General features: G+C 51.6%; 16 protein-coding genes. 6 read left to right on the plus strand and 10 right to left on the minus strand.

Translation table 11 applies throughout. From position 1 onward, the window contains the following. The first annotated feature begins 4 nt into the window (after positions 1–4). Together TREAZ_RS11245 and TREAZ_RS11250 are read left to right on the plus strand one after the other, a co-directional pair. Positions 5–577 (plus strand): indolepyruvate oxidoreductase subunit beta, encoded by a 573-nt coding sequence (locus TREAZ_RS11245; protein WP_015711985.1) that lies wholly within the window; start codon positions 5–7, stop codon positions 575–577. Beyond that, on the plus strand, positions 574–1,887 hold the full coding sequence (locus TREAZ_RS11250) for a phenylacetate--CoA ligase family protein (protein ID WP_015711986.1): 1,314 nt from the start codon (positions 574–576) through the stop codon (positions 1,885–1,887). Before TREAZ_RS11245 ends, TREAZ_RS11250 begins: the two co-directional genes overlap by 4 nt. 24 nt (positions 1,888–1,911) lie before the next feature. Here TREAZ_RS11250 and TREAZ_RS11255 read toward each other — a convergent pair whose 3' ends face one another. From TREAZ_RS11255 to TREAZ_RS11275, 5 genes are all read right to left on the minus strand, one after another. Beyond that, entirely contained in the window at positions 1,912–2,502 is a 591-nt protein-coding gene (locus TREAZ_RS11255; protein WP_015711987.1) for a hypothetical protein, read from the minus strand. Continuing rightward, positions 2,499–3,902 (minus strand): caspase family protein, encoded by a 1,404-nt coding sequence (locus tag TREAZ_RS17440; RefSeq protein WP_015711988.1) that lies wholly within the window; start codon positions 3,900–3,902, stop codon positions 2,499–2,501. The genes TREAZ_RS11255 and TREAZ_RS17440 overlap by 4 nt, the downstream gene beginning before the upstream one ends. 14 nt (positions 3,903–3,916) lie before the next feature. Beyond that, positions 3,917–6,916: a leucine-rich repeat domain-containing protein gene (locus TREAZ_RS11265; RefSeq protein WP_015711989.1), complete on the minus strand. Its 3,000-nt coding sequence runs from the start codon at positions 6,914–6,916 to the stop codon at positions 3,917–3,919. A gap of 19 nt (positions 6,917–6,935) precedes the next feature. Beyond that, complete coding sequence (locus TREAZ_RS11270) at positions 6,936–8,873, minus strand: cadherin-like beta sandwich domain-containing protein (RefSeq protein WP_015711990.1); 1,938 nt, start codon at positions 8,871–8,873, stop codon at positions 6,936–6,938. Positions 8,874–8,983: 110 nt separating this feature from the next. Next, the gene (locus TREAZ_RS11275; protein WP_015711991.1) at positions 8,984–10,381 is read right to left on the minus strand and encodes an MFS transporter; all 1,398 of its coding nucleotides are present in this window, start codon (positions 10,379–10,381) and stop codon (positions 8,984–8,986) included. A 127-nt stretch (positions 10,382–10,508) separates the two neighbouring features. Between TREAZ_RS11275 and TREAZ_RS11280 the strand changes: the two genes are divergently transcribed. From TREAZ_RS11280 to TREAZ_RS11290, 3 genes are all read left to right on the plus strand, one after another. Further along, positions 10,509–11,810 carry a phenylacetate--CoA ligase family protein gene (locus TREAZ_RS11280; protein WP_015711992.1) on the plus strand — a complete coding sequence of 434 codons (1,302 nt, stop codon included), beginning with the start codon at positions 10,509–10,511 and terminating at the stop codon, positions 11,808–11,810. A gap of 82 nt (positions 11,811–11,892) precedes the next feature. Beyond that, positions 11,893–12,309 carry an ACT domain-containing protein gene (locus TREAZ_RS11285; protein WP_015711993.1) on the plus strand — a complete coding sequence of 139 codons (417 nt, stop codon included), beginning with the start codon at positions 11,893–11,895 and terminating at the stop codon, positions 12,307–12,309. A 1-nt stretch (position 12,310) separates the two neighbouring features. After that, positions 12,311–13,798: a glycogen synthase gene (locus TREAZ_RS11290; RefSeq protein ID WP_043923066.1), complete on the plus strand. Its 1,488-nt coding sequence runs from the start codon at positions 12,311–12,313 to the stop codon at positions 13,796–13,798. A gap of 4 nt (positions 13,799–13,802) precedes the next feature. Here TREAZ_RS11290 and TREAZ_RS11295 read toward each other — a convergent pair whose 3' ends face one another. From TREAZ_RS11295 to TREAZ_RS11305, 3 genes are read right to left on the minus strand one after another with little or no spacing between them, the layout of a single operon-like run. Then, positions 13,803–15,356, minus strand: a complete 1,554-nt coding sequence (locus TREAZ_RS11295; protein ID WP_015711995.1) for a bifunctional metallophosphatase/5'-nucleotidase — start codon at positions 15,354–15,356, stop codon at positions 13,803–13,805. Positions 15,357–15,408: 52 nt separating this feature from the next. Continuing rightward, positions 15,409–15,894 carry a Cys-tRNA(Pro) deacylase gene (gene ybaK, locus TREAZ_RS11300; RefSeq protein ID WP_015711996.1) on the minus strand — a complete coding sequence of 162 codons (486 nt, stop codon included), beginning with the start codon at positions 15,892–15,894 and terminating at the stop codon, positions 15,409–15,411. Positions 15,895–15,935: 41 nt separating this feature from the next. Beyond that, on the minus strand, positions 15,936–17,048 hold the full coding sequence (locus TREAZ_RS11305) for a DUF362 domain-containing protein (RefSeq protein ID WP_015711997.1): 1,113 nt from the start codon (positions 17,046–17,048) through the stop codon (positions 15,936–15,938). A gap of 119 nt (positions 17,049–17,167) precedes the next feature. Here TREAZ_RS11305 and TREAZ_RS11310 point away from each other — a divergent pair, with 119 nt between their 5' ends. Then, the gene (locus tag TREAZ_RS11310; protein ID WP_015711998.1) at positions 17,168–18,931 is read left to right on the plus strand and encodes a methyl-accepting chemotaxis protein; all 1,764 of its coding nucleotides are present in this window, start codon (positions 17,168–17,170) and stop codon (positions 18,929–18,931) included. Positions 18,932–18,968: 37 nt separating this feature from the next. Here the strand turns inward: TREAZ_RS11310 and TREAZ_RS11315 are convergent, their stop codons facing one another. Then, complete coding sequence (locus TREAZ_RS11315; protein ID WP_015711999.1) at positions 18,969–21,668, minus strand: hybrid sensor histidine kinase/response regulator; 2,700 nt, start codon at positions 21,666–21,668, stop codon at positions 18,969–18,971. After that, positions 21,661–22,656: a diacylglycerol/lipid kinase family protein gene (locus tag TREAZ_RS11320; protein ID WP_015712000.1), complete on the minus strand. Its 996-nt coding sequence runs from the start codon at positions 22,654–22,656 to the stop codon at positions 21,661–21,663. Before TREAZ_RS11320 ends, TREAZ_RS11315 begins: the two co-directional genes overlap by 8 nt. Positions 22,657–22,676: the final 20 nt, after the last annotated feature.

The raw sequence follows: 22,676 nt of genomic DNA on the forward strand, positions 1-22,676 counted from the left end.
CAGAATGAAAACAGATATAATCCTTGCAGGCGTGGGCGGACAGGGCGTGCTTTCCATAGCCGCCATCATAGCCCAGGCGGCGGTTAAAGAAGGGCTCATAGTGCGCCAAAGCGAAGTTCACGGCATGGCCCAGCGGGGCGGAGCGGTTCTGGCCCACCTCCGCATATCCGACACAACCATTTATTCCGATCTGGTGCCTCGGGGCATGGCGGATATGATCATTTCCATGGAGCCTTTGGAAAGCCTCCGCTATACCGCGTGGCTTGCCCCCCAGGGGACATTGGTCACTGCGGCGGAACCTTTCATCAATATTCCCAATTATCCTGAATTAAGCGAAATCATCAAAACCATCAAAGCCTTCCCTGCCGCCCATGTTGTGGAGGCCGCCGCTCTTGCAAAAGAGGCGGGTTCCCAGCGGTCGGTAAACATGGTCATGGTGGGGGCGTCTTCTCCCTTCCTCCCCATTAAAGAAGGGACCATGGAAGAAACCATAGCCGCCATGTTCGCCTCCAAGGGCGCGGAGATTGGGGAAACAAACCAAAAAGCCTTTCGCCTGGGGAGGAACGCGGCAAAATGAATTTCCAGTACTGGAACAGTGAAATCGAAAAAATGCCCCGACAGGACCTTGAAGCCCTGCAGGTAAAGAAACTAAAGGCGGCAGTGGATCAGGCCCTGAAAACTCCCTTTTATAAAGAACGGCTCACCGGGGCGGGGATCAAAAGCGGGGACGACATTAAAACCCTCTCGGACTTGAGGAAGATCCCCTACACCACCAAGCACGATTTGCGCGACGGCTTCCCCTACGGATTCCTGAGCATTCCCAAAGAAGAAGTAGTGCGCCTCCACGCATCAAGCGGCACAACCGGCGCCCCTACCACGATTTATTTTAACGCCGGCGACATCAAGCGCTGGACAGGCTATGTGGCCCGCTGCATTTACGGCACCGGCTGCAACAAGACCGATGTGTTCCAGAACATGATCACCTACGGCCTTTTTACCGGGGGCCTGGGTTTTCACCAGGGCGGCGAGGAAGTAGGCATGCTGGTGATTCCTTCCGGTTCGGGAAACACGACACGGCAGTTCCGCCTTATGCAGGACTTCGGCACAACCGTGGTTCACGCCACACCCAGTTTTCTCCTCCATGTCGAATCAAAAATGAAGGAAGAAGGCGTCAGTAGGGATTCCATAAAGCTGCGCAAGGCTTTTGCCGGGGCCGAGCCCTATTCGGAAGACACCCGGCGGCGCATAGAAGAACTCCTCAAAATCGATGTGTACAATTCCTACGGCCTTTCCGAAATGAACGGCCCCGGCGTGGCGTTTGAGTGCCAGTGCAAAAGCGGTCTCCACCTTTGGGAAGACGGCTACATCGGCGAAATCATCGACCCCGATACCTTGGAGCCCCTTCCGGACGGTCAGACAGGGGAGCTTGTCCTTACCTGCCTTTGCAGGGAAGCAACGCCAATACTGCGTTACCGTACGCGGGACCTTTCAAGCTTCTATACCGATGCCTGCGCCTGCGGCAGAACCCACCGCCGTCTCCGCCGTATCACGGGCCGCACCGACGACATGCTCATCATCAACGGCGTTAATGTGTTCCCCAGCCAAATCGAAGAAGTGGTTATGGCCATGAAGGAAGTAGGAAACAATTACCTCATCGTGCTTGAAAAAGAAGGGGTTTTGGACCGGCTCATTGTCAAGGTTGAAGTAGGCGCCAATGTCTTTATGGACGACTCCAGGCTCCTCAACGCGTTAAAAGAAAAGATACGCAAAACCCTTCAGGCCATGATCACCATCAACCCGAAAGTGGAACTCCACGAATCAGGGGCACTGCCCGTAAGCGAAGGCAAAGCCAAGCGAGTCCAGGATAACCGGCCCAAGGACGTGTAAAGGCGGCGTTTCATAACAGCGCCGTCAATGATTTATCACTATGGACTTAAAATACTTTTCCGCGCCCGAATAGGCAACCCCTTCCAGATCCTGATTAAAACCACGGAAAGCGCCCCCCATTTGAACAGGCCGTTCAGGCGCTTCCTTCAGCGCAGAGATACTGCGCCTGAAATCCAGGGCGGCGTTTGCCACGTTCCGGCCGTCCCTGAAAGCGCCGCTTTTGCGGAACATCTCGATACGGCTTTCCAGAGCCGGATCTTTTTCGCGGCTTACAATGAGATGAAAAGTTTCCGTACCGGCGGGGGCGATAATCTGGACCGGGTCCGATTCCAAAACCTGGCCTGCAGGCAGGGGGCCGCTGTAAACAACCGTAACATTGCGGTCCGCATCCTGGGCAATAATATAGACATGGCAATCCGCCGCAGTGGAAATCAAAAAACTCACCGTGTCGCCGTTCCGCATGGACACCGGACGGGAAACAGGCAGCGCAGCGCTTCGCTTTTTATCCACTGCGGCAAGAGACCATTCAAAAGCCTGCGCAAAAAGAGATGGCCCCAAAAGAAACAGCCATACATACAGTGCCGCAGCAAAAGCGGCGGATAAAAATCTTTTCATAAAACCCTCCCTTGCTTTTTGCCGTAGGGAAGGGTTACGCTAAGCCCCAGAGTTCCCTGCAGGAAATTCAGACTATATGAGCCGCTGCCCTGCACAGGGTAAGGCCCCTGCACGTCAAGATAATACCCAAGGTTCAGCTCTACCGCCAAAAGGGGAGTAAACCTGAAAGCCGCCCCGCCGTGGAAGCCAATCATAGGTTCCACGAAAAAATCATCAACCTCGGTAAAACCCGGATCGTTGTACGAATAATGTATGGAACCCAAAAACACATTGGCAGAAAGACCCGCGCTGAGGAAGAAACGCTGATTTGCATCAGGGCGGAATTTCCAGAGAGCCCCCGCGCCGGGCATATAGTTATAAAACGAGTCCCCGTTGTCCGCAAACTTGTTAAGCCCCGCCTGAAAACTGACAAAAAAAGCGTTGGGAGCGATAAACAAAGCGCCCCGGCTTAAAAACCGTTCCAGAAAGGTATAGTTCACGGCCGCCCCCGGATGAAGAGCGTCAAAACCCGTATTGGGATTGGCGGCAAAAGAAAAGGACAGCGCCCATGCGCCGGTGTTGTCCAGCGAATACTGCCCCCTTCCGGCGGCAGAAGCCCGAGGAGCGCCTACAGAAGGAACTACAGAACGGGTGATTTCGATTAAGCCATCCGAAGGATAGAGGGAATAATCCTTTACATAGAGGATATTGTCGGAAATATAAGGCCGCTGGTTGGTGCGGGTAATGGCGATGGTTTCGCGGGAGATTTCCTTTGCAACGCTTTCCAGTATGGCGGGAGTTGCGATATGCTTAAGAAACGCCTGGGTAAAGGGACTGTTCCGCGCGCCCGGAGTACCGTCGTCGGCAGTCGCCCCCGTGGCAGTAGAAAACATGATAAACGTATCCTGCACCTGGGGCGCCGCGGCAAGGCCCCGGCTTAAACTGCGGCTTTCGCCCGGCAGGGGGTTGTTCCTGCATGCGTCCAGGATGACCACGTTGACCAGGTTGCGGGCGTTCTCCAGTTCGCGGAGGAGATCCCCCAGGGAGTAGGACATACGCCTTACCTGGCTTATGCGTTCCGCCCGTATGTCCACAGGGAGGAGGTAGTTCTCCCCCTCGGCCTGCACCCCGTGCCCCGCATACCAGAAGAAGCCCTCGTTTTCGCGGTCCGTACCCAGAGCAGCGGAAAAACGGTAGATCGCCTCTTCCATCTCGTCGATCCCCGCGTCAAGGCGCAGGTCTACCTTGAAGCCCAGGCTTGCCAGAGCCGCCGCTATGTCTTCCGCATCATTCCGTGGCGTACCCAGGGACTCAATGTCAACATAGCGCGCATTACCGATAACCAGCGCATACCGCTCCCCTGCCCAAAGCATGGGGAAAGCGAGAAGAACAAAGAACAGAACGATGACGGGTTTTTTCATGGGCTGTTTCCTTTTTATGGGATGGGTTGAATAATATCAACACTGCTAATGCCTGAACTTGCCAGGGCTATTTTGTAATCATCAACAGAATCGGCGGGGACGTAGATGGCGGTAACGGGACTTCCGGAGAACAAATTGCCCATAATATCGATGCTAGGCGGGGTTATGCCGTTAAAGATAATGCTGGTTAGACTGCTGCAATTCATAAAAGCTTCATTGGTTATCAAAATAAGTTCAGCAGGTAAGGTGATGCTGGTTAGACTGCTGCAGCCTCTAAAAGCCCTCCTTCCTATCAAAATAAGTCCATCAGGTAAGGCGATGCTGGTTAGACCGCTGCAACCATAAAAAGCATTGCTTCCTATCGAAGTAAGTCCGTCAGGTAAAGTAATGCTGGTTAGACCGCTGCAACCATTAAAAGCAAAGTCTCCTGTCGAGGTAACTCCATCAGGCAAGATGATGCTGGTTAGACCGCTGCAACCATTAAAAGCATTGCTTCCTATCGAAGTAAGTCCATCGGGCAAGATGATGCTGGTTAGACCGCTGCAACCATTAAAAGCATTGCTTCCTATCGAAGTAAGTTCATCAGGCAAGGGCATGCTGGTTAGACCAGTGCAACCACTAAAAGCACCGTCTCCTATCGAAGTAAGCCCAGTCGGTAATGTTACACCGGTTAAAGTTTGGCAGCCGCGCAATCCTGCGCCAGCTTCAGGTGCATCCGGTATTTCTGTAAAACCGCATGCGCTCAAATCCAGGTACACAAACGCATCGCCAATAGCCTGTTTAAGGTTTTCCAGATCTGTATTCTCCACCGTACTTATGCCCTTGAGGCTTATATCATAGGGATTTGTTTCGCTGTTTGATCCAAGATAGTCCAAAAGCCCTGCCAGATCGGTAAAATCGTTGCCGATGATGGTGAGGAATAATCCAGGTTTGATAATATCAACACTATTAGCAAAGAACGTCTTGTAAGCGTCAACAGATGCGAAGGGGACGTAGATGGCGGTAAGGGGGCTGTCGGAGAACACTAAGGCGCTCATACTGGTCGGCGGGGTTATACCGTTAAAGGTGATGCTGGTTAGACTGATGCACTCTCTAAAAGAACGCGTTTCTACTGTAGTAAGTCCAGCAGGAAAAGTGATACTGGTTAGACTGCTACAGCCGCCAAAAGCATCGCTTCTTATCGTAGTAACCCCAGCAGGTAAGGTGATGCTGGTTAGACTTCTGCACCCGGAAAAAACCTTGGAACTTATCGTAGTAACCCCAGCAGGTAAGGCGATGCTGGTTAGACTGCTGCACCCGGTAAAAGCAGTGTTTAATATCGAAGTAAGTCCATCAGGTAAGGCGATGCTGGTTAGACCACTGCAACCATAAAAAGCATGGCCCTCTATCGTAGTAACCCCAGCAGGTAAGGCGATGCTGGTTAGACCGCTGCAACCATAAAAAGCATTGCTTCCTATCGAAGTAAGCCCGGTCGGTAATGCTACACCGATTAAAGTTTGGCAACCGCTCAATCCTGTTCCGGAACTACCCGAGGGTATTTCTGTAAAACCGCATGCGCTCAAATCCAGGTACACACACGTACCGCCAATAGCCTGTTTAAGGTTTTCCAGATCTGTATTATCAGCCGTACTTATACCGGTAAGCCGTACCGGATAGGGGGTTTCAGCAGAGCTTCCCGGAACAACGCCGCTCATAAGGTCCTCAAGATCGCTAAAGCTGTTATTGGTTATTTCAAATAGACAGCCCCATTCGATTTCCGCATCAAGGGTAACATCCCCCAAGGGCATGTTCCAATTGACGGAAGGGACTGTTCCACCGATGGTATAGGCAAGGTCTTCTGTCCCCCGTTTAAGGCTAACGGCATCGTCCCTTATCCGGTAATAGCTTCCTATACTATTATAGCTTGCGGTAACCTGTTCGCCGCCAAAAGCGGACGCTGGAACGGAAAGATCGCCTTCCCCCGAGGCGTTTACCGTAATGGTGTACTTGCGCACCGCCGGGGTAGTGATGCCGCTTTTCCCTTCAGGTGGAATATTGGTAAGCGCTGCGGCCTCGCCGTAACATTTGTCGCTTGTACTTGTGGCAAATTCAGGCCGCAGGTACAGGGTTCCCCCTGTTTTGGCCGCATCCACAGCAAGGGCAAAGGAAGCCCCCGGCTGGGTTGGGACAGAAGCCGCCAAAGGGTCGCCGATACACTCCGCATTATCATAGACTGCCGCCCAAAGGGCGATAATCCCTTCGGCGTCGTCCAGCGGTACTGTTCCCGCCAAGTATATTCCCGCGGTAAAGTCCCCATCAGCCAAATCAACGGCGGGCAGCTCTTGAGCATAGGCTGGGTAAATGTGGACTATCTCGCTGCGGGTAAAAAAGCGGTTGCCGTCTATGCGGATCATTATTTCCACAGAATAAAAACCTGCCGGAAGTTCCTCGCTTCCCACAGGTTCAGCCTCAAGGTTCTTTGTTGCTAAAAGAGACCCGCCGGAAACGGATTTGATGGTAAGCTCGGCAGAACTTACAGCGTCCTGCAATTCAGGGTCCAAGGACGAAAAATTCACATCCCAGCTTAGAGCTCCGGGAACCGACCCCTCGGTATAAGGGGCAATGCGGACGGTTATGAGCGGGTTTGGGCCGGAAACAACGGCTTTTTCAATAGAGCCTGTTCCCGCAAGGATTTCGCCCCTGTAGGCGTTCACGGTGATTTTCCAGCTTCCCGGTGGGATTTCCAGGAATCCTTCTTCGTTTATAGGCTGTTCGGGAATAAGGGTTCCGGCGGGCACGCTTTCGATAACGGCCTTATAGGCAAAGGCAGAGACTGGCGGAAGCAGGGTACGGCCCTTGCCCTCAGTTCCAGCAATGCGGATCTCCACCAATGCGGGAGAAGCAGGAGCAAAAGAGTTTGCAACCGGTACCTGAACCGGAGGTTCAAGCAGATTCGTACACCCTGCAAAGACTATTCCCGCTAGGAACACTGCTATTAGCGGGTATCGAATGTTTGTCAGCTTCTTTCTTTTCATCTTCTGTTCCTTTTCCTACCTATAAAACCACGTTGAAATAGAGGGCTGTCGTATAGGGTATGCCATCCCGCACAACCTGTACTGTCAGTTCATGGCCGTTCCTTATGCTGTAATCCGCAGCGTCAAGGGTTATAGTCCAGACGCCCACCGCAAAAACTGCCGAAAGAGGAGGAGGATCGTTGCCATTAACCTTATACCCAACCGACGTATAAAGACCGGATGGGGCGCGAACCTTCACAAGGGCTGTCTTTACCGCGCCCGTTTTGGACAGCGTCAAGGTCTGCCCTGAAGACGGCGGGGGATCAATTTCAATCTGTATGTCTTCGTCTCCGGGGCCTACAGAAATACTGCCCCACTGCGTTACCGTAAGGGTATAGGTTTTGTGGTTTTCTCCGTCTTCCGACGTAACAATAACAGTGGCGGACGCAGAACCTAAGGCCAGGCTCAGGGTTCCCGAAGCGGAAGCAGCGTCCGAAGCAACGACAATACCCTCTGTACTGCTGCTTATCCGTGCGTTGCTCCCGCTTGTTACCAATGCGTTTAGCGTGACCGATCCAACAGAGGAGGGTACTTCAAGGGTATAATCCCTGCCGGAACTATCCGGAATAAATGGGGGGGTCAGGGGGTAACCAGCCGCCCCAAAGGCCCCAAGGGTTGCTGTATTGTTCAGTACCGTAACATTAAAACTGGTAGAAAGGGCGGCGGGAATGGGGCTTCCCTTCCCTCTTACGGTTACCGGTATTGCCGTCCCTGCTGCGCTGCTGTCAAAGGCATAATTAAAATTGCCAGAATCAAGGATTACGGGCGTTTCCGTGGTGTCGGTTCCGGTTATTTCGATACCGGCGGTGTTCAGATTTTCGCCTATCTTGTATGCCGTCCTATCGGGGTTCTTTGTAACGGCGATGCTGGCCAGCGCGGCGTTTGTTACCGTAACCTGATACGGAATTTGAGCATTATCAAGGCCGGTCAGAACCAAGGTACGGGATGTTGTAAAATCCATCTGGCTTGTCGGGCTGTATCCATTCCCCACATATTCCACCACCGGCGCCGGCAGACCGGAAAGATCGGCGCCGTAGGGTACAGTTACCTGAATGGTCTTTGGGGACGGGGCGTTGTTTATCATACCGTAATAGGTCCTTCCGTTAATGATAAACTTGAATATCTCTATTCCCGAACCGCCTGAAATAGCGCTTTTCCGTATTACGCTAAGGGTATAGGTTTCGAGATTTTCTCCGTCTTCCGAGATAACGGTAACAGCAGCGTATGCGGAACCGGAGGCCATGCTCAGGGTTCCCGAAGCGGAAGCGGCGTCCGAAGCAACGACAATGCCCTCTGTACTGCTGCTTATCCGCGCATTGCTCCCGCTTGTTACCGACGCGTTTAGCGCAACCGACTCGACAGACGAGGACACTTCAAGGGAATAATTCCTGACTGCGCTTTCCGGGACAAATGCGGGGTTCAGGGAAAAACCGGAAACCACAAAGGCCCCCAGGGTTGCTGTATCGTTCAGTTCCGTAACGTTGACAAGCTTCCATTCGCCCGCATTGCGGTTGCCGGACTTATCCAGGGTAACAAGACGGAAAAAATAGACCGTGTCGGGCGAAATGGTAAGAGCCAAGGTATAGGCCCCTTGTTCGCCGGGGAGCAGGCCGTTTAGCAGGATAGGCGCCAGGGCTTCGCCGTCCATGGGGGTCGGGGGCGCCTCCCCGTCCCCGGCTGCCGGGGCTATGACGATTTCGATTTCCATGGCGGTAAAATCAGGATCATCGGGATTAATCCAGTGAAGGTCAAAACCGGCGGGTATTTTATTGACTTGCGTAATATCCACTGCCCCGGGGGCCTGCGTATCGGGGTTTACCGTCAAAAAACCGCCCCGGCAGGCGCCAAAAAGAGCGAGAACCAGCCCCAGAACGCAAACCAGGGGCGAAAAGTACTTTGGGATGAAATACTTTTTCATTCTATAATAGTCCTTCATTATACAATATATCACGCTTTTTTGCATAAATCACGTATTTCTTGATAGTATTTCTTGAATCTTATTTCAACAAAGCCGAAAAGGGCCCTGCTTTACAGGGCTTCTGTTTCTTTTTTGGCGATAAAGCGGTACAGGATGCCCAGGCTGAAAAGCAGGAGGCCCGCAATTACCATGATGAACTGCTTGTTTCCAATCGAAAAGCTGAAAACTTCCAGTTTTAACGAACCAGTACCGGCAACAAAGACAGAACCGCAAAAAAGCCCCAGCATGGCCATAAAGCTGTTAAAGCCCGCGTAAAAAGCAAGGAAATCCGTCCTCCCCTCTTCGGGCAGCTTGTAAAAAGGCAGATTGGAAGTAACGATGCTCACCCCGGGAATAATCGAGAAATAGTAGATCATCGCCGCTGTATAAAGGTAGACATAATTATCCCTGCTCACAAAGGGCAGCATAAAATAATGGAAAGAAACCAAAAGCAGGGAGAGCGAAATCGTTTTGAACCAGGAGCTGTTCCTGATTATATGGTTCCATACAGGAATGGCAAAAAGCATGATAGGTACCGAAAGGAAATTGACTACACCCAGGTAAGAGAAAGGGGCCACAACATCGTTTACCAGGTAGGAGCTATAGTACATGCCCGGGATATTGGCAAAGAAACTGTAGAGCCCTGTAAGCAATGTGCATATCATAAACTCCTTGTTCCTTAAAGGGAGGAAGATATTAATGCGCGGATGGGGATCGCCGCCGGGCTCTTCGGAACCAGGCTCGTCGAATTCATGGACATGGCAGTGGGCGTAAATCTCAAGGGCAGCAAAGAAGAGGCCGATGATACGCACCGCCGTAATCCCCGCGAAGAGGCTTCCGCTGCTCCTGAAAAAATCCACCACATAGCCGCCAATCAGTATAAACACATAGATACAGATATTTATCAGCAGATTGAGGACCGAAAAAAAGTCCGCCCTGGATTCCTCGGGGATGGAGCGTATGTGCAGCACCGAATAGCCAGGCGCTGCCAGGGCGTTTATCAGATTCGCAAAGACCGTTGCCGCAAGGAGCAAGCCTACCCTAAAACCATCTTCCCCCGGCACAAGGGGGATAAGCCCTATGACAACAATAAAAAACGTGTAATAGACGATCCGTGTCGCCAGGAGCACGAGCTTTTTGCGCTTAAAGCGGTTCAGGAGGAGGGGGCTTAAAATCTGGAAAATATTGCAGAATTGTATAAGGGTGGTGAGTACGCCCAGGAGCACATCGCTTACATGGATAATCGCATAGAGGCCAACCAGGAAGTTGCCCCCCGCCATGTTCCCCGCGATATTGGCCGCGCCGTTCCACACAAGTATGTACTTCCGGGAATCCGCTTCAACAGAGCCGCCCGAAACAAGCCGCCTTACCCAGCGTGTTTTGCCGTTTAAGAGCTTGAACAGATTTTCCAGAGGGCGGCGGCGTTTTGTAAGCCATACGGGCCAAAAAGCCCCAGTTCTCATACTCATAAGATGCGCATTGCTTCTCGATAAACTCTAGCAAGCCTTATAATTAATGTCTAGTTAAAAAGCCCGGTTTATGTTAAACTCTATTCTGATTTTTTGAATTTACTTACACTTTAATAAGGAAGTTGTCATGATCTTCAATCCAGCGCAAGAATGTATGGACAATGAAGCCAGAAAAAAACTCCAGCTGGCTAACCTCAAAAACCTGGTGGAAATGCTCTACACCAGCGTGCCTTTCTACAAAAATAAGATGGATAGCCTGGGCGTAAAGCCCACGGACATCCACAGCCTCAAGGACATCGAAAGACTGCCCTTCACCACCAAAGACGATCTCCGGGAAAATTATCCCCACGGCCTGCGGGCCTGTCCCAAAGACCGCATCGTGGAAGTCCACATGAGTTCGGGCACCACCGGCAAACCCGTGGTGGATGAATACACCATGAAGGATATAGACATCTGGCGGGAATCCATGTCCCGCACCATGGCCGCAGGGGGCTGTACCAAGGACGACATAGTCCAGAACTGCTACGGTTACGGCCTTTTTACCGGCGGGCCCGGCGCCCACTACGGCGCCCTCAATATCGGCGCTACGGTTCTCCCCATGTCATCGGGCAACACCGCCAGGCAGCTTATGGTCATGCAGGATTTTGACACTACCATGCTCACCTGCACCCCCTCCTACGCCCTCTACATGGCGGAGGAAGCAGCCGACGCCGGCATAGACCTCCACAAGCTTCCCATCTCCAAAGGCTGCTTCGGCGCAGAGCCCTGGAGCGAGAACATGAGGAAGGAAATCGAAAAACGCTACGGCATGAAGGCCTACGACATTTACGGCCTCACCGAGATAATAGGCCCCGGAGTTTCCTTCGAGTGCGAAGCCCAGGACGGCCTCCACGTCAACGAAGATTTCTTCTACCCCGAAATCATCGATCCCCAGACCGGGAAGGTCCTGCCCGACGGCGAAAAAGGCGAACTCGTGTTCACCACCCTTACCAAGGAAGGCACTCCCCTGCTCCGCTACAGAACCCGGGACATCACCTTCTTCCAGAGGGAATCCTGTTCCTGCGGCAGAACCACAGTCCGCATGCACCGCCTGTTCGGCCGTACCGACGACATGCTCATCATCAGGGGGGTTAACGTGTTCCCCAGCCAAATCGAGCAGGCCCTCATCGAAATCGAAGGCACCGAACCCCAGTACCTCATCATCGTTAACCGCGGCGAGTCCCACCTTGACGACGTGGAGCTTCAGGTTGAGGTCAAGAAGGAATTCTTCACCGACGAGACCAGGGGCCTCGAAGCCCTGAGGGCAAAAATCGAGGGGGTCATGAAGAGCAAGCTCCAGATTGGGGTTAAGGTAAAGCTCGTGGAGCCCAAAACCATAGAAAGATCCATAGGAAAAGCCAAAAGGGTTATTGATAACCGGAAAATATAGTTTATAATAGGAGAAAGGTCATGCGAAACTTCGTTTCGCTTCGATTATCGTAGCGGCTAACGCCGCTTATAAAGAGGTTATTATGGAAATAAAGCAGATTTCTGTTTTTCTTGAGAATAAAGCGGGCCGTCTCGGCGAAGTCACCAAAACCCTGGCCGATGCGGGCATCAACATCAGGGCCATTTCCCTGGCCGACACGGCAGACTTCGGCATACTGCGCCTCATCGTCAACAAGAACGACGAAGCCGTCAAAGCCCTGAATGCCGCAGGCTTTACCACGAGGATTTTGGAAGTGGTGGCTGTGGAGGTCGAAGACAGCCCCGGCAGCCTCGCCCGCGTAATGGAGCTTTTCCAGAAATCCAAAGTGAACATCGAATACCTCTATGCCTCCCTCGAAGGCAAAGCCGGAAAGGCCGTGGTCATTTTCAAGCTTGAGGATCATGCCAAGGGTCTTGAGCTCATCAAGCAAAACGGCCTCTCCATGGCCGAGGCCTTCTAGGATGAAGATCCTCATGGCCGCAAGCGAGGCGGTTCCTTTCGCCAAGACAGGCGGCCTTGCGGACGTGGTTTCCGCCCTTGCCCTTGCCCTTGCGAAGCAGGGCCATGAGATACGGATAATCATTCCCCGCTACTACAGCGTGGACAGAACCAGGCTCACGGCCCTGGAAGGCGCCCTCGGCGTTCCCATGGGCGGGGGGGAGGAATGGTGCGAAGTGCTCACCGCCACCCTCCCCGGCAGCCCAAAGAACAATCCCATTGAGGTCTACTTCATCGATCACGAAAAGTATTTCGGCAGGGACGGCATTTACGGCATCCCCTCGGAGCCTGATTTCCTCGACAACCCAAGGCGTTTTACATTCTTTTCAAGGGCAGTTTTTCAGGTTTGCAGAAAGACAGGCTGGTTCCCCGATGTGGTCCACGCCCACGACTGGCCCGCCGCTTTGGTTCCGGTCTTCCTCAAATACGCGGAACGCAAGGGAGGTTTCGAGAAAACCGTCTCGGTCCTGACCATTCACAATCTGGGCTATCAGGGCATATACCACAAAGACAATTATAACCACACCGGTATGGGCTGGGAGATCTTTTACAATGCGGGCTTCGACGACTGGAACATGATGAACCTCCTCAAAGCGGGCCTTTGTTCAGCCGACACCATCAACACTGTCTCGCCCCACTATGCGGAAGAAACAAAAACCCAGCATTACGGCTTCAGGCTGGACGGCATACTCCGCTACCGGGCCGAAGATTACCGGGGCATACTCAACGGCATAGACACGGACCTTTGGAACCCCAGGACAGACAAGCTCATCCCCCAAACCTACAGCGAAAAAGATATGGCTGGAAAACTCAAGGCCAAGGAAGCCCTTCAAAAAGCCTATGATCTCCCCCCTGATCCCAAAGTCCCCATCATAGGACTCATCTCCCGCCTCACAGGCCAAAAAGGGGTGGGCGAGCTTTTCGGCCCCTCCTTCGGTTCAGCCTATTCCTTCTGCAGGGACATGAACCTCCAGTTTGCCATACTTGGCACAGGCGAAGCCTGGTGCGAAAACGAACTCCGCAGCCTGTCTTCAAGGCTTTCCAATTTGAAGGCGAAAATCGGCTATGACGAAAGCATGAGCCACCTTGTCGAAGCAGGAAGCGACTTCTTCCTCATGCCCAGCCGTTACGAGCCTTCGGGCCTCAACCAGATGTACTCCCTCAACTACGGCACCATCCCCATAGTGCGCAACACCGGCGGCCTCACGGACACGATAGAAAACTTCAACCAGGAAACAGGCGCCGGTACGGGCTTCATGTTCGACGATCCCACCCCCAATGCCATCTACAACACCGTAGGCTGGGCCGTCTGGGCCTGGTACAACCGCCGTCCCCAGATCGAAGCCATGCGCATACGCGGCATGTCCCAGGACTTCTCCTGGGCTAAATCCGCCAAACAATATATCGAAATGTACGAATGGACCCGGAAGAAGCAGGGGATAACAAAATAGACTATTAAGGCGTCACTCCGCCTGTAACGGTCAGCCTTCCATCCAATGCGGGGCTTATGGTTCCGCCTTCGGATTTAATGTATTCCCCGACCACATACGAAAGAAGCAGGCTCGTGTTGAAGGGGTCTACGGCTTTCTTCATGACTTCGTAACCATCGCCGCCCCCCAGAATATAGTCGTTGGTACAGAAACGATACGTCCTGTTGGGATCAACAGGCTGTCCGCCTATGGTGAGGTTTTTTATTACACCATCGCCTACGGTTTTATCGATGGTGAAGCGCACTTCTTTGGAAAATTGGGGGAAGCCGCCTGCGCCCTGGGGGATAGTGGCGATAAAGTTGAAGAGTTCGAGAATCTCCTGGCCTTTAAGGCTTGCAATAAAGAGATAATTTTCAAAGGGGAGTATGGTGAGGATCAGTTCCTGAGTGATAGGACCTTTGGGGAGTTCGGCCCTGATGTTGCCGCCGTTGTGGAAGGTAAAGTCCACCGTTTGATTGTACACGGTTTTGAAGTACCAGGAGTTGGCATCGGTGATCATGTTCCCAAGGGCAGTCTCCTGGTAGCGGGTAAGACGGTTCCCGAAGATGAAGGTATCCGCCGCCTGGCCCACCACTTCCTTGAGGCTCTTGCTGGCCTGTTCAATGTAGGGAGCGAGCATCTTGGCAACTTCGGCGTCAGGGGCGATCTCGATGGGCTTCCAGGCGAAATTGGCGAGCTTGCCGTTCTGAACGGTGAGCTTGCCATGGCCTACATATTTTCCCCATTCATTGGCTGAAACGATATAAGTGGAACCTGCTTTGATGGGGGCTTCCATATACGTATGGGAATGGCCGTCCACGATGATGTCGATGCCGGGAATCGCCGCGGCAAGTTCGGGGGAAATGATATGATCCGGCGCTTCCTTTACATTTCCGATGTGGGAAACCCCGATAACGATATCCACCTTCTCCCGGTTGCGCAGGATGTTTACCACTTCACGGGCAGCGTCAATCTCATTGATAAAGCTAAGGCTCTTGTCGGGGCTGGCGATGATCTTGGTTCGCAGGGTAGTGATACCAAAGATACCCACGGTAAAGCCGTCGTACTTCTTTACGAGGTACTGGTTGCCCCCCAGGTACTTGCCGTCGGAAGTTTTAATATTGGACGAGACAAAGGGGAATTTGGCCTGCCCGATTTGCTTGACCAGTTTTGCCTGATTGCCGTCGAATTCATGATTGCCGAAGATCCCCGCGTCATAACCCATGATATTGTAGCCAAAAATATCAGGTTCCGCGGCAAACATATTGGAAAGGGCGCTGCCTGTATTAATGTCTCCGGCGTCCAGAAGGAGCACCTGGGGATTGGTTGCCTTTACCGCTTTGATGTAGGCTGCGACTTCAGCCAGCCCGCCTTTGCCGCCATTGGGCAGTAAGGCCCCGTGGTGATCGTTGGTGTGGAGCAGCACAAGTTCGTAGCTTTTGGCTGCGCCGGGCGCTTCACGGGCAGGTTCGGCAAAAAGCGGAAAGGTCAGCAGCGCTGCCAACGCCGCAATGGCAATCAACTTAAAAACACTTTTCATTATTTCCTCCTGAATGAAAATTAGTGAATGGATTCAACTTGAGTATATAAATTTACATCTTTGATGTCTCTACCGTAAGATCCGCGGCGGCGGCGGCGGTAAATTTTAGAAAATCTCCCGGCGCAAGGAAAATCTGACAGCCCCGTATACCGGCGCTGATTCCTATATAATCAAAGAGTTCGGCAGTCTCTTCGATAAAGGTGGGGAAAGTTTTCTTCATGCCTATGGGGGAACAGCCGCCCCGCACATAACCGGTGAGGGGCTGAAGCTCTTTGATGGGTATGAGATCGATCTTCTTCTCCCCGCTGAGACGGGCTGCTTTTTTAAGATCCAGTTCTTCCGCTGCGGGTATGCAAAAAACAAAATGATTTCCCGACACTCCCCGGAGCACCAGGGTTTTGAATATCTGTTCCCCGGGCATGCCTAAAAGTTCCACCGCATGTACAGCGGAAAGATCGCTTTCATCAACTTCATATTCTTTTACAGTGTATTGAATTCCTGCGGCGTCAAGAAGCCGCATGGCATTGGTCTTTTGCATAAACGCTCCAATAATTTACATCATATAGTTGTTTTATTTGTTTAATCGCTCAGGCGAAGAAATTTGAGGATGTCCGCTCCGCTGGGGGGACAACCCGGACAGGACGCGGTAAAACTTTTAGTGCAGCGGCCTACTCCGATCTTTCCCTGTTTGTTTTGAAAACCCTGGCCTATGGCTATGGGTTCTTTAAAGCTGCTGAGTTCGCTTCGGTTCAGGCGGGAAAGGGCAAACACCAGCGCCGCATAACAGGCGCTGCATGCGCTGTCTTCGTGTATGTATGACGCGAGCTGCTTTACTTTGCCACCGGGCCTGCTTGTTCCGGCAGTACTGCTGCCTGCGGAAGATGAATGTTCCGAGGGCGGAGTCAATTCACGAATCGCTGCTTTTGTAATATCTGCCGTTCCTACTCCCAACTTTTCGACCAGGCCTATGTAGGGTATATCCCTCGTATCAAGGCCCATGAGGTTTGCGGCCCAGGCGTCGCAAAGTACCGGGTCCAGGGCGGCAAACATACGGCCTGCAAAGACAGGATTTCCCCCTTCTTCAAAATCGAGATCCCCGCAGATGCCGTCTACTACAATGAAGTCATTCCGGGCCACAGTATTGAGATGGGCGATGGGCTTGTGGAGGCCTTCGCTATGGAAGCGGCGCTTTTCTCTGTCGGGCATAATGCCCTTGTTGTTCTTCAGGGCGCAGGTGAGGAGAGTCTGGCAATGGCCTTTCATCACCGGGAGGTTAATCATAAAGTCCACTGCCCTGGCGCTGTCGCAAATTTCAATTTTCATGCCCTTGCAGTCGTAAACCCTGGCCTTATCGGTCTGGGTGTCTATGAGTTCTACCCCGGCGTCTTTGGCGAGCTTTCGGTACCCACAGACTGAAAAGGCATCGCTTGTGGAATCGCCTACCCAGGAACCTTCGAGGATGACCAAATTGTTAAACCCGTTTTTCTTGAGATAGGCGATGAGTCCTGCCGCTATCTCAGGGTGGGTTGTGGCCCCCTCATTGGCGGGTCGGGAAACCACGAGGTTAGGTTTAAGCCCTATACGTTTGTTTTTATCTCCGACAAGGGCGGCTAAATTCGCCGCTTCCGCGAGCTTTTCCGCCATATCAGAGGGATCGCTGCCATATATCACCAGAATTTCGTTCTTTTCCATAGTTGCATTATAGCCCAATTCATAAACTATTTACAAATAACTCTTTTCACTGTATACCATATATCAATGTTAGGGATTATTCTGGTTTCTATAAGTACTTTATAAAAAATGGAGATATTATGTTACGAAACATTTCTATTGGCGTCAGGATAGTTGCGATTATTGTCATATTGCTTTTATCAATAGTTGCATTGATAGGAACCATATTTTTGACTGCCGAAAATGTCAAAAATTCAGGAATTGCCGACGCCCAACAGGTAATGTTAGAGGGGCAGCAGGAAAAGCTCAAGCTGGGCACCCAGTCCATGGCGGTTGCCCTGGGAAAGGCCCTGGAAGGGGTAACAGACCGGCAGGAACAGCATGATATTATCAGCGCCGCCATCAAGGATTACCGGTTTGAAGAAGATCAGTCGGGCTACTATTTTACCTACATCGGTACGGTCATCTTTATGCACCCCACCCTTCCCCAGCGGGAAGGAGACGATCTGGCCCAGACTGCCGATGCCAATGGCGTTTATTACGTGCGGGAGCTCTACGCAAATGCCCAAAAAGGCGGGGGTTTCGTCAACTTTGCCTTTCCAAAACCTCCCTCTATGGATATTGCCCCTAAACTTGCCTATGTAGAATACATTCCCGGGACGGATATCTGGATTTCCACGGGTATTTATATTGATAACATTGATATCTACAAGGCGGCTATGGAACAGCGTATGTCCGAGGCCCTAAACAAACGTATGGCGTTTATCATCGGATGCGTCGCAGCCCTGATGATCCTGATTCTGGGGCCCCTCTGCGTATTCACCCTCCGATCCATCCTTAAGCCCCTAAAGGCGACTGTGAAGGCCGCGGAGCAGCTGGCGTCGGGCAACCTGAACCTGTCAATTTCCGCTTCCGGCCATGACGAAATTACGGTACTGGAAAATTCCTTCCTGCGGATGGCCCAAAATCTCCAAACCAGCTTTGCCGCAGTACAGGCCAAGGAGGCTGAAGCCCGCGCCAAGGCTGAGGAAGCCCAAAGGGCGGCCTCCAAGATCATGGACATTGCGGCACAGGTGGAAAATGCCGCCCACGACATGGAAACCACTGTAAGCACTGTTTCCCGCAATGCCGATGGGGTAAAAGCCGGAGGCAATACCCAGACCGACCGTATCAACGAAATCCTTTCCTCCATGGAACAGCTTAGTTCCGGGGTACTGCGGATCACCGACAGCGCCGGCACTGCGGCGGAAAAGTCCGAAGAATCCAATAAAAAAGTCGAAGCCGGCGTATCCATGGCGGAAGAGTCAGGCAAGGCTATGAAGGAACTGTATACCATAACCGGCAGCCTGACAGAAAATATCAATAAATTGGGCCAGCAATCGGATACCATAGGCAGCATTATGAATGTCATCGCCGACATCGCCGATCAGATCAACCTGCTGGCCATGAACGCCTCCATCGAAGCCGCCCATGCCGGTGAGGCGGGGCGGGGCTTCGCGGTGGTTGCCGGGGAAGTCCGCAAGCTGGCGGAAAAAACCCGGTCCGCGGCCAGGGAAGTAGACAGTTCCATCTCGGAAATGCAGAAGCTTACCAAGGTAAATATAACCGGCATGGATAATGCGGTATCCTCAATATCCCACGTGACGGATCTTTCCCAGAAAACAGCGGCATCCTTAATCGAAGCCCAAATCACAGTCAAGGATGCTATGATCCAGGTCCAGTCCATTGCGGCCTCGGTGGAACAGCAGTCCGATTCAAGCAAAGCCATCACTTCCCTGGTCAACGATGTAAGCGGCATCGCTACAGACAACAATACCCTGGTAACCCAGGTTGACCAGGAACTAAAAGGTTTGCTTCGGAAATCTGCGGAATTGCTGGAACTGGTTTCTGAACTGAGGAAATAAGTCCAAAACATTACCGAGTTATATTGTTAATCAACTGTCAGGAACTCTCAAGACTGTTGACAAGATCGGCAATACGATCCGCCGCCAGCTCATGATCAAAGGAATCAACCAGATCGTGAATTATCTTGATGGCGGTGTCAGTCTCGTTGTCATAGCTTAGCCCTTTCAGTTCAGCGGCGGCTTCTTCAATTTCGGACACCAGGGATCTTTTGCAGGCGGCGGCCAGGATACGGAGCTTTTCAATGATGGTCTCTTTATCGACCTTTCGTTTTTCGATTTCTTCTTCCGCCGTCATAAGCCCCGTGGCCAGCAGTTTTTCCCTGATGCTCAGGACTGCTTCGGTGAAGGGGAGAGTTTCTTCGCGGCAGACAGCGGCGTTTCCGTCCCTGCCGGCGATTTCCAGTTTATAGGCCCATTCTCCAAGTTCAGGAGCGCCCAGGGTACGCAGGACGCTTTTAATGCCGTGGGCCTTAATGCCCAGGGATTTCCAGTCTTCTTTTTCCAGGCCCTCCCGAAGTATGCGGATGCTCTCATCAAGGCCGCCGCAGAACTGCCGCAGGAGTTTAAGATAGCCTTCATGCTGCCCGCCTGACAGGGAAATGCCGGTGTCCACGTTAAGACTTTTTATTTCCCGGAGTTTCAGGAACAGATCGCTGTCTTTTGCATCAATTTTTGCGGGGGCCGCTATTTCCGATGAAATCTTGTCCTTGGGCAGCCATTTGGACAGAATCGTATCCAGCCTGCGGACTTCAATAGGTTTGGGGAGAAGATCCTGCATGCCTACGGCAAGAACAGTCTGCAAAGCTTCGTTTACCACATTGGCGGTCAGAGCGATGATGGGTACTGAAGCTGTCCCGTTGCCAGCTTCAGTATTTCCGTTCTCTTTTTCCCATTCCCGCATAAGCTTTGTAGTTTCAAGGCCGTCCATGTCGGGCATCATATAATCCATAAAGACAAGGTCATAATGCCTATTGCGGAACATGTGTATCGCTTCCGACCCGCTTGCGCAGGTTTCCACAATAAAATGACGGAGTTCCAGAAAACCCCTGGCGACAGTGAGATTCTCGGGGGTATCGTCCACCACAAGTATCTTTACATCCCCTTTGGCGCTTACCATGGAATCAATGGTATTTTCAATTTGAAGGGTATCCCCGGGTATCAGAGGAATGTACGCGGTAAAACATGAGCCTTTGCCGTATTCGCTTTCTACTTCGATAAAACCGCCCATCAGGTCAAGGAGCCTATGGGTAATCGCCAGCCCCAGACCCGTACCGGCGATGCCTCGGTTCTTCCTCACATCAAGCTGCTGAAAGGAATCGAACAGTTTCGGAATATCTTCTTTTCTGAGGCCGATGCCTGAGTCTTCCACAGCGATTGCAAGATAATCTATTTTATTTTTGGTCACCCGGTTGAGCTTGCAGCTGACAAAGCCCCTGTGGGTATATTTGACGGCGTTGTTTGCTATATTGACCAGGATCTGGCGGACCCTGGATTCGTCGCCGAAGAGAACCATCGGAATATCCTGGTCCAGATCGGATTGCCATTGCAGCCCCTTGCCCTCGGCAATGAACTGGCACATAGAACAAACTTCGGCAAAAAGGCTCCTGATATTGTAATGCACCGGAATGACATCCAATTTTCCAGCTTCGATTTTGGAAAAATCAAGAATGTCGTTAATAATGGAGAGGAGAGACCGGGACATTCTTTTAATATCCACAAAATATTTAATCTGCTGCTCGTCGAGGTTGTCGGTGCGCATAAGATCGCTCATGCCGACAATGGCGTTCATGGGGGTCCGGATTTCGTGGCTCATGTTCGCAAGGAATTCGTTCTTGGTAAGGCTTGCGGCCTTTGCTTCCAGGGATGCCTGAACCAGTTCCGTAATGTCCGTGATATTGAGGAAACGTCCCTTTGTTTCTCCCGTGAGGTTATCGGAAATGATTCTGAAATAACGGGATTCCCCGTCCAGATTTATCTCGGCGGTGTGTTCCACAAAACCCCGGGTTTTGAGAATTTCGCCGATCATCATCTTGACATTCATATCGCCGAACAAATCCAGAATGGACCTGCCTATGGGCAGCGAGGGGTCCTTGATATTGGCAAAGGCTGCCATTTTATCGCTGATATAGGTTATACAATTCAGTTCGTCAACCATGGCCATCATATCCGGGGTTGTAGTCATCAGGGTCGAAAAAGTATTCTCCGCCGCGATGGATTTACTGTTTTTGTCCGCTGCGAAAAGGATAATCAGAAACTGCAGCACTGTTTCAGCGAGCATCAGCACCCCGTTTACCATAAGTTCAGAAAATGGGAGCTCTACTCCAAAGTGAGACCCCGGAAGCCGGAAATATATCAGAACAATATTAATAGAATTGGTGATGATCGAATACTGCAGGAATTTTTTCGGATTAAAATAGATTACCGCAATGCTGTCAATGATAAAAAGAACGGCGAAAAAGTAGGTAAAGCTATCCATAAAGAAAGAAGCAATTATGTAGACAAAATAAACCAAAAGAGGGACGGCAAGGGCCGAATTGATATATTTTTGCAGTTTTATAAAAATACCAATCAGCAGGAGGACTATTAAGCTGGCGCCGACAACAATCAAGCCTCCTGAATATTCCCCCATTGAAAGGGCGGCGATAACCCGGAATACCATGAAGGCGATAATGGCGGTAATTATCAAACCGTTGGCCAGGCGGTAATAGCGGACATTGGAATTGGTATTGTTATTCATGGGGGGCCGCCCGTCTCTGATACGAAAGCCCGTTGGGCGCCGCGATATTTACGGCGCCGGGAACAACCTCGCAGGTGAGTTCCGAATCAAAAAAGGCTTCACCGTCCATGTTCACAAAAAGAGGGGATTCGGAATTGATCGAAACTTTTTTGATCCGCCTCCAGATAAAATATTTCGGGTATTTGGCGAATTCTCCTTTTAAGTAAGGGCCCATCATCAGCAAAATCCGCAGGGGAGATATGCTCTTTAAAAGGAGCATGTCCAGAAAACCATCGTCAGGAACAGCAGTAATTACCGCGTTTTTATCAATACCGTAGCAGGGCCCGTTGGCGATATTCAGAAGCGCATATGAACCGCTCAAATCCTCCCCGTCCGCATTTATGGTATAGTATTGATTAATGACTGCTTTATTGAATGCCACCTGGATAGCGCCCAGAATGATAAAAGCGGAATTTATCCAGTTGAAGCGTCTGCGGATTTTTTCAAACTGTTTGTTCCATGGCTGTATTCCGATTATCACCGCCGATTCCATCCCTATGGTGCAATAACTGAGGGCATAGTTGTCTCCGCAGTGGATAATATCGGTTGGTATTCCTTTTGCCCCTGTCTGGAGCGTTATATCCCTGAATTCCGCAATGTGCTCTTCGCCGAAGTTCCGGACAAAATCGTTCCCCGTGCCGTGGGGCATAATGGCAAGATCCGTATTCGGAAGACCCATGATCCCGTTGAGGCAGCAAAAAGAGGTTCCGTCCCCTCCTATGGAGTAGACCCGCAAAGCGGTTTCTTTTTCCAGATTCTGCATGTATTTTCTGATAACAATGATGGAATCACGGGGAAATTCTTCAATATGGATGAAAAAATCCTCCCGAGGAAGATTCCCAGCCTTCCGGCCGGTGAAATATGCATCAATCGCGGCAATCACCTGCTGCAGCTTTCTTTTTTTGGGAAAGGATTTCGGATTAATGATGAACAAATGCTTTTTTGCCATCTGCGGAGCCTCCATTCCCC

The organism is Leadbettera azotonutricia ZAS-9, assembly GCF_000214355.1.
In the GTDB taxonomy this organism is placed as follows: Bacteria; Spirochaetota; Spirochaetia; order Treponematales; family Breznakiellaceae; genus Leadbettera; species Leadbettera azotonutricia.

What these genes read in the sequence shown, in the direction of transcription:
- TREAZ_RS11245 (WP_015711985.1), top strand. Translation starts at nt 5, where the DNA reads ATGAAAACAGATATAATCCTTGCAGGCGTGGGCGGACAGGGCGTGCTT.
- TREAZ_RS11265 (WP_015711989.1), bottom strand. Translation starts at nt 6,916, where the DNA reads ATGAAAAGAAAGAAGCTGACAAACATTCGATACCCGCTAATAGCAGTG.
- TREAZ_RS11250 (WP_015711986.1), top strand. Translation starts at nt 574, where the DNA reads ATGAATTTCCAGTACTGGAACAGTGAAATCGAAAAAATGCCCCGACAG.
- TREAZ_RS11270 (WP_015711990.1), bottom strand. Translation starts at nt 8,873, where the DNA reads ATGAAAAAGTATTTCATCCCAAAGTACTTTTCGCCCCTGGTTTGCGTT.
- ybaK (WP_015711996.1), bottom strand. Translation starts at nt 15,894, where the DNA reads ATGCAAAAGACCAATGCCATGCGGCTTCTTGACGCCGCAGGAATTCAA.
- TREAZ_RS11285 (WP_015711993.1), top strand. Translation starts at nt 11,893, where the DNA reads ATGGAAATAAAGCAGATTTCTGTTTTTCTTGAGAATAAAGCGGGCCGT.
- TREAZ_RS11290 (WP_043923066.1), top strand. Translation starts at nt 12,311, where the DNA reads ATGAAGATCCTCATGGCCGCAAGCGAGGCGGTTCCTTTCGCCAAGACA.
- TREAZ_RS11275 (WP_015711991.1), bottom strand. Translation starts at nt 10,381, where the DNA reads ATGAGTATGAGAACTGGGGCTTTTTGGCCCGTATGGCTTACAAAACGC.
- TREAZ_RS11280 (WP_015711992.1), top strand. Translation starts at nt 10,509, where the DNA reads ATGATCTTCAATCCAGCGCAAGAATGTATGGACAATGAAGCCAGAAAA.
- TREAZ_RS11315 (WP_015711999.1), bottom strand. Translation starts at nt 21,668, where the DNA reads ATGAATAACAATACCAATTCCAATGTCCGCTATTACCGCCTGGCCAAC.
- TREAZ_RS11305 (WP_015711997.1), bottom strand. Translation starts at nt 17,048, where the DNA reads ATGGAAAAGAACGAAATTCTGGTGATATATGGCAGCGATCCCTCTGAT.
- TREAZ_RS11320 (WP_015712000.1), bottom strand. Translation starts at nt 22,656, where the DNA reads ATGGCAAAAAAGCATTTGTTCATCATTAATCCGAAATCCTTTCCCAAA.
- TREAZ_RS11310 (WP_015711998.1), top strand. Translation starts at nt 17,168, where the DNA reads ATGTTACGAAACATTTCTATTGGCGTCAGGATAGTTGCGATTATTGTC.
- TREAZ_RS11255 (WP_015711987.1), bottom strand. Translation starts at nt 2,502, where the DNA reads ATGAAAAGATTTTTATCCGCCGCTTTTGCTGCGGCACTGTATGTATGG.
- TREAZ_RS17440 (WP_015711988.1), bottom strand. Translation starts at nt 3,902, where the DNA reads ATGAAAAAACCCGTCATCGTTCTGTTCTTTGTTCTTCTCGCTTTCCCC.
- TREAZ_RS11295 (WP_015711995.1), bottom strand. Translation starts at nt 15,356, where the DNA reads ATGAAAAGTGTTTTTAAGTTGATTGCCATTGCGGCGTTGGCAGCGCTG.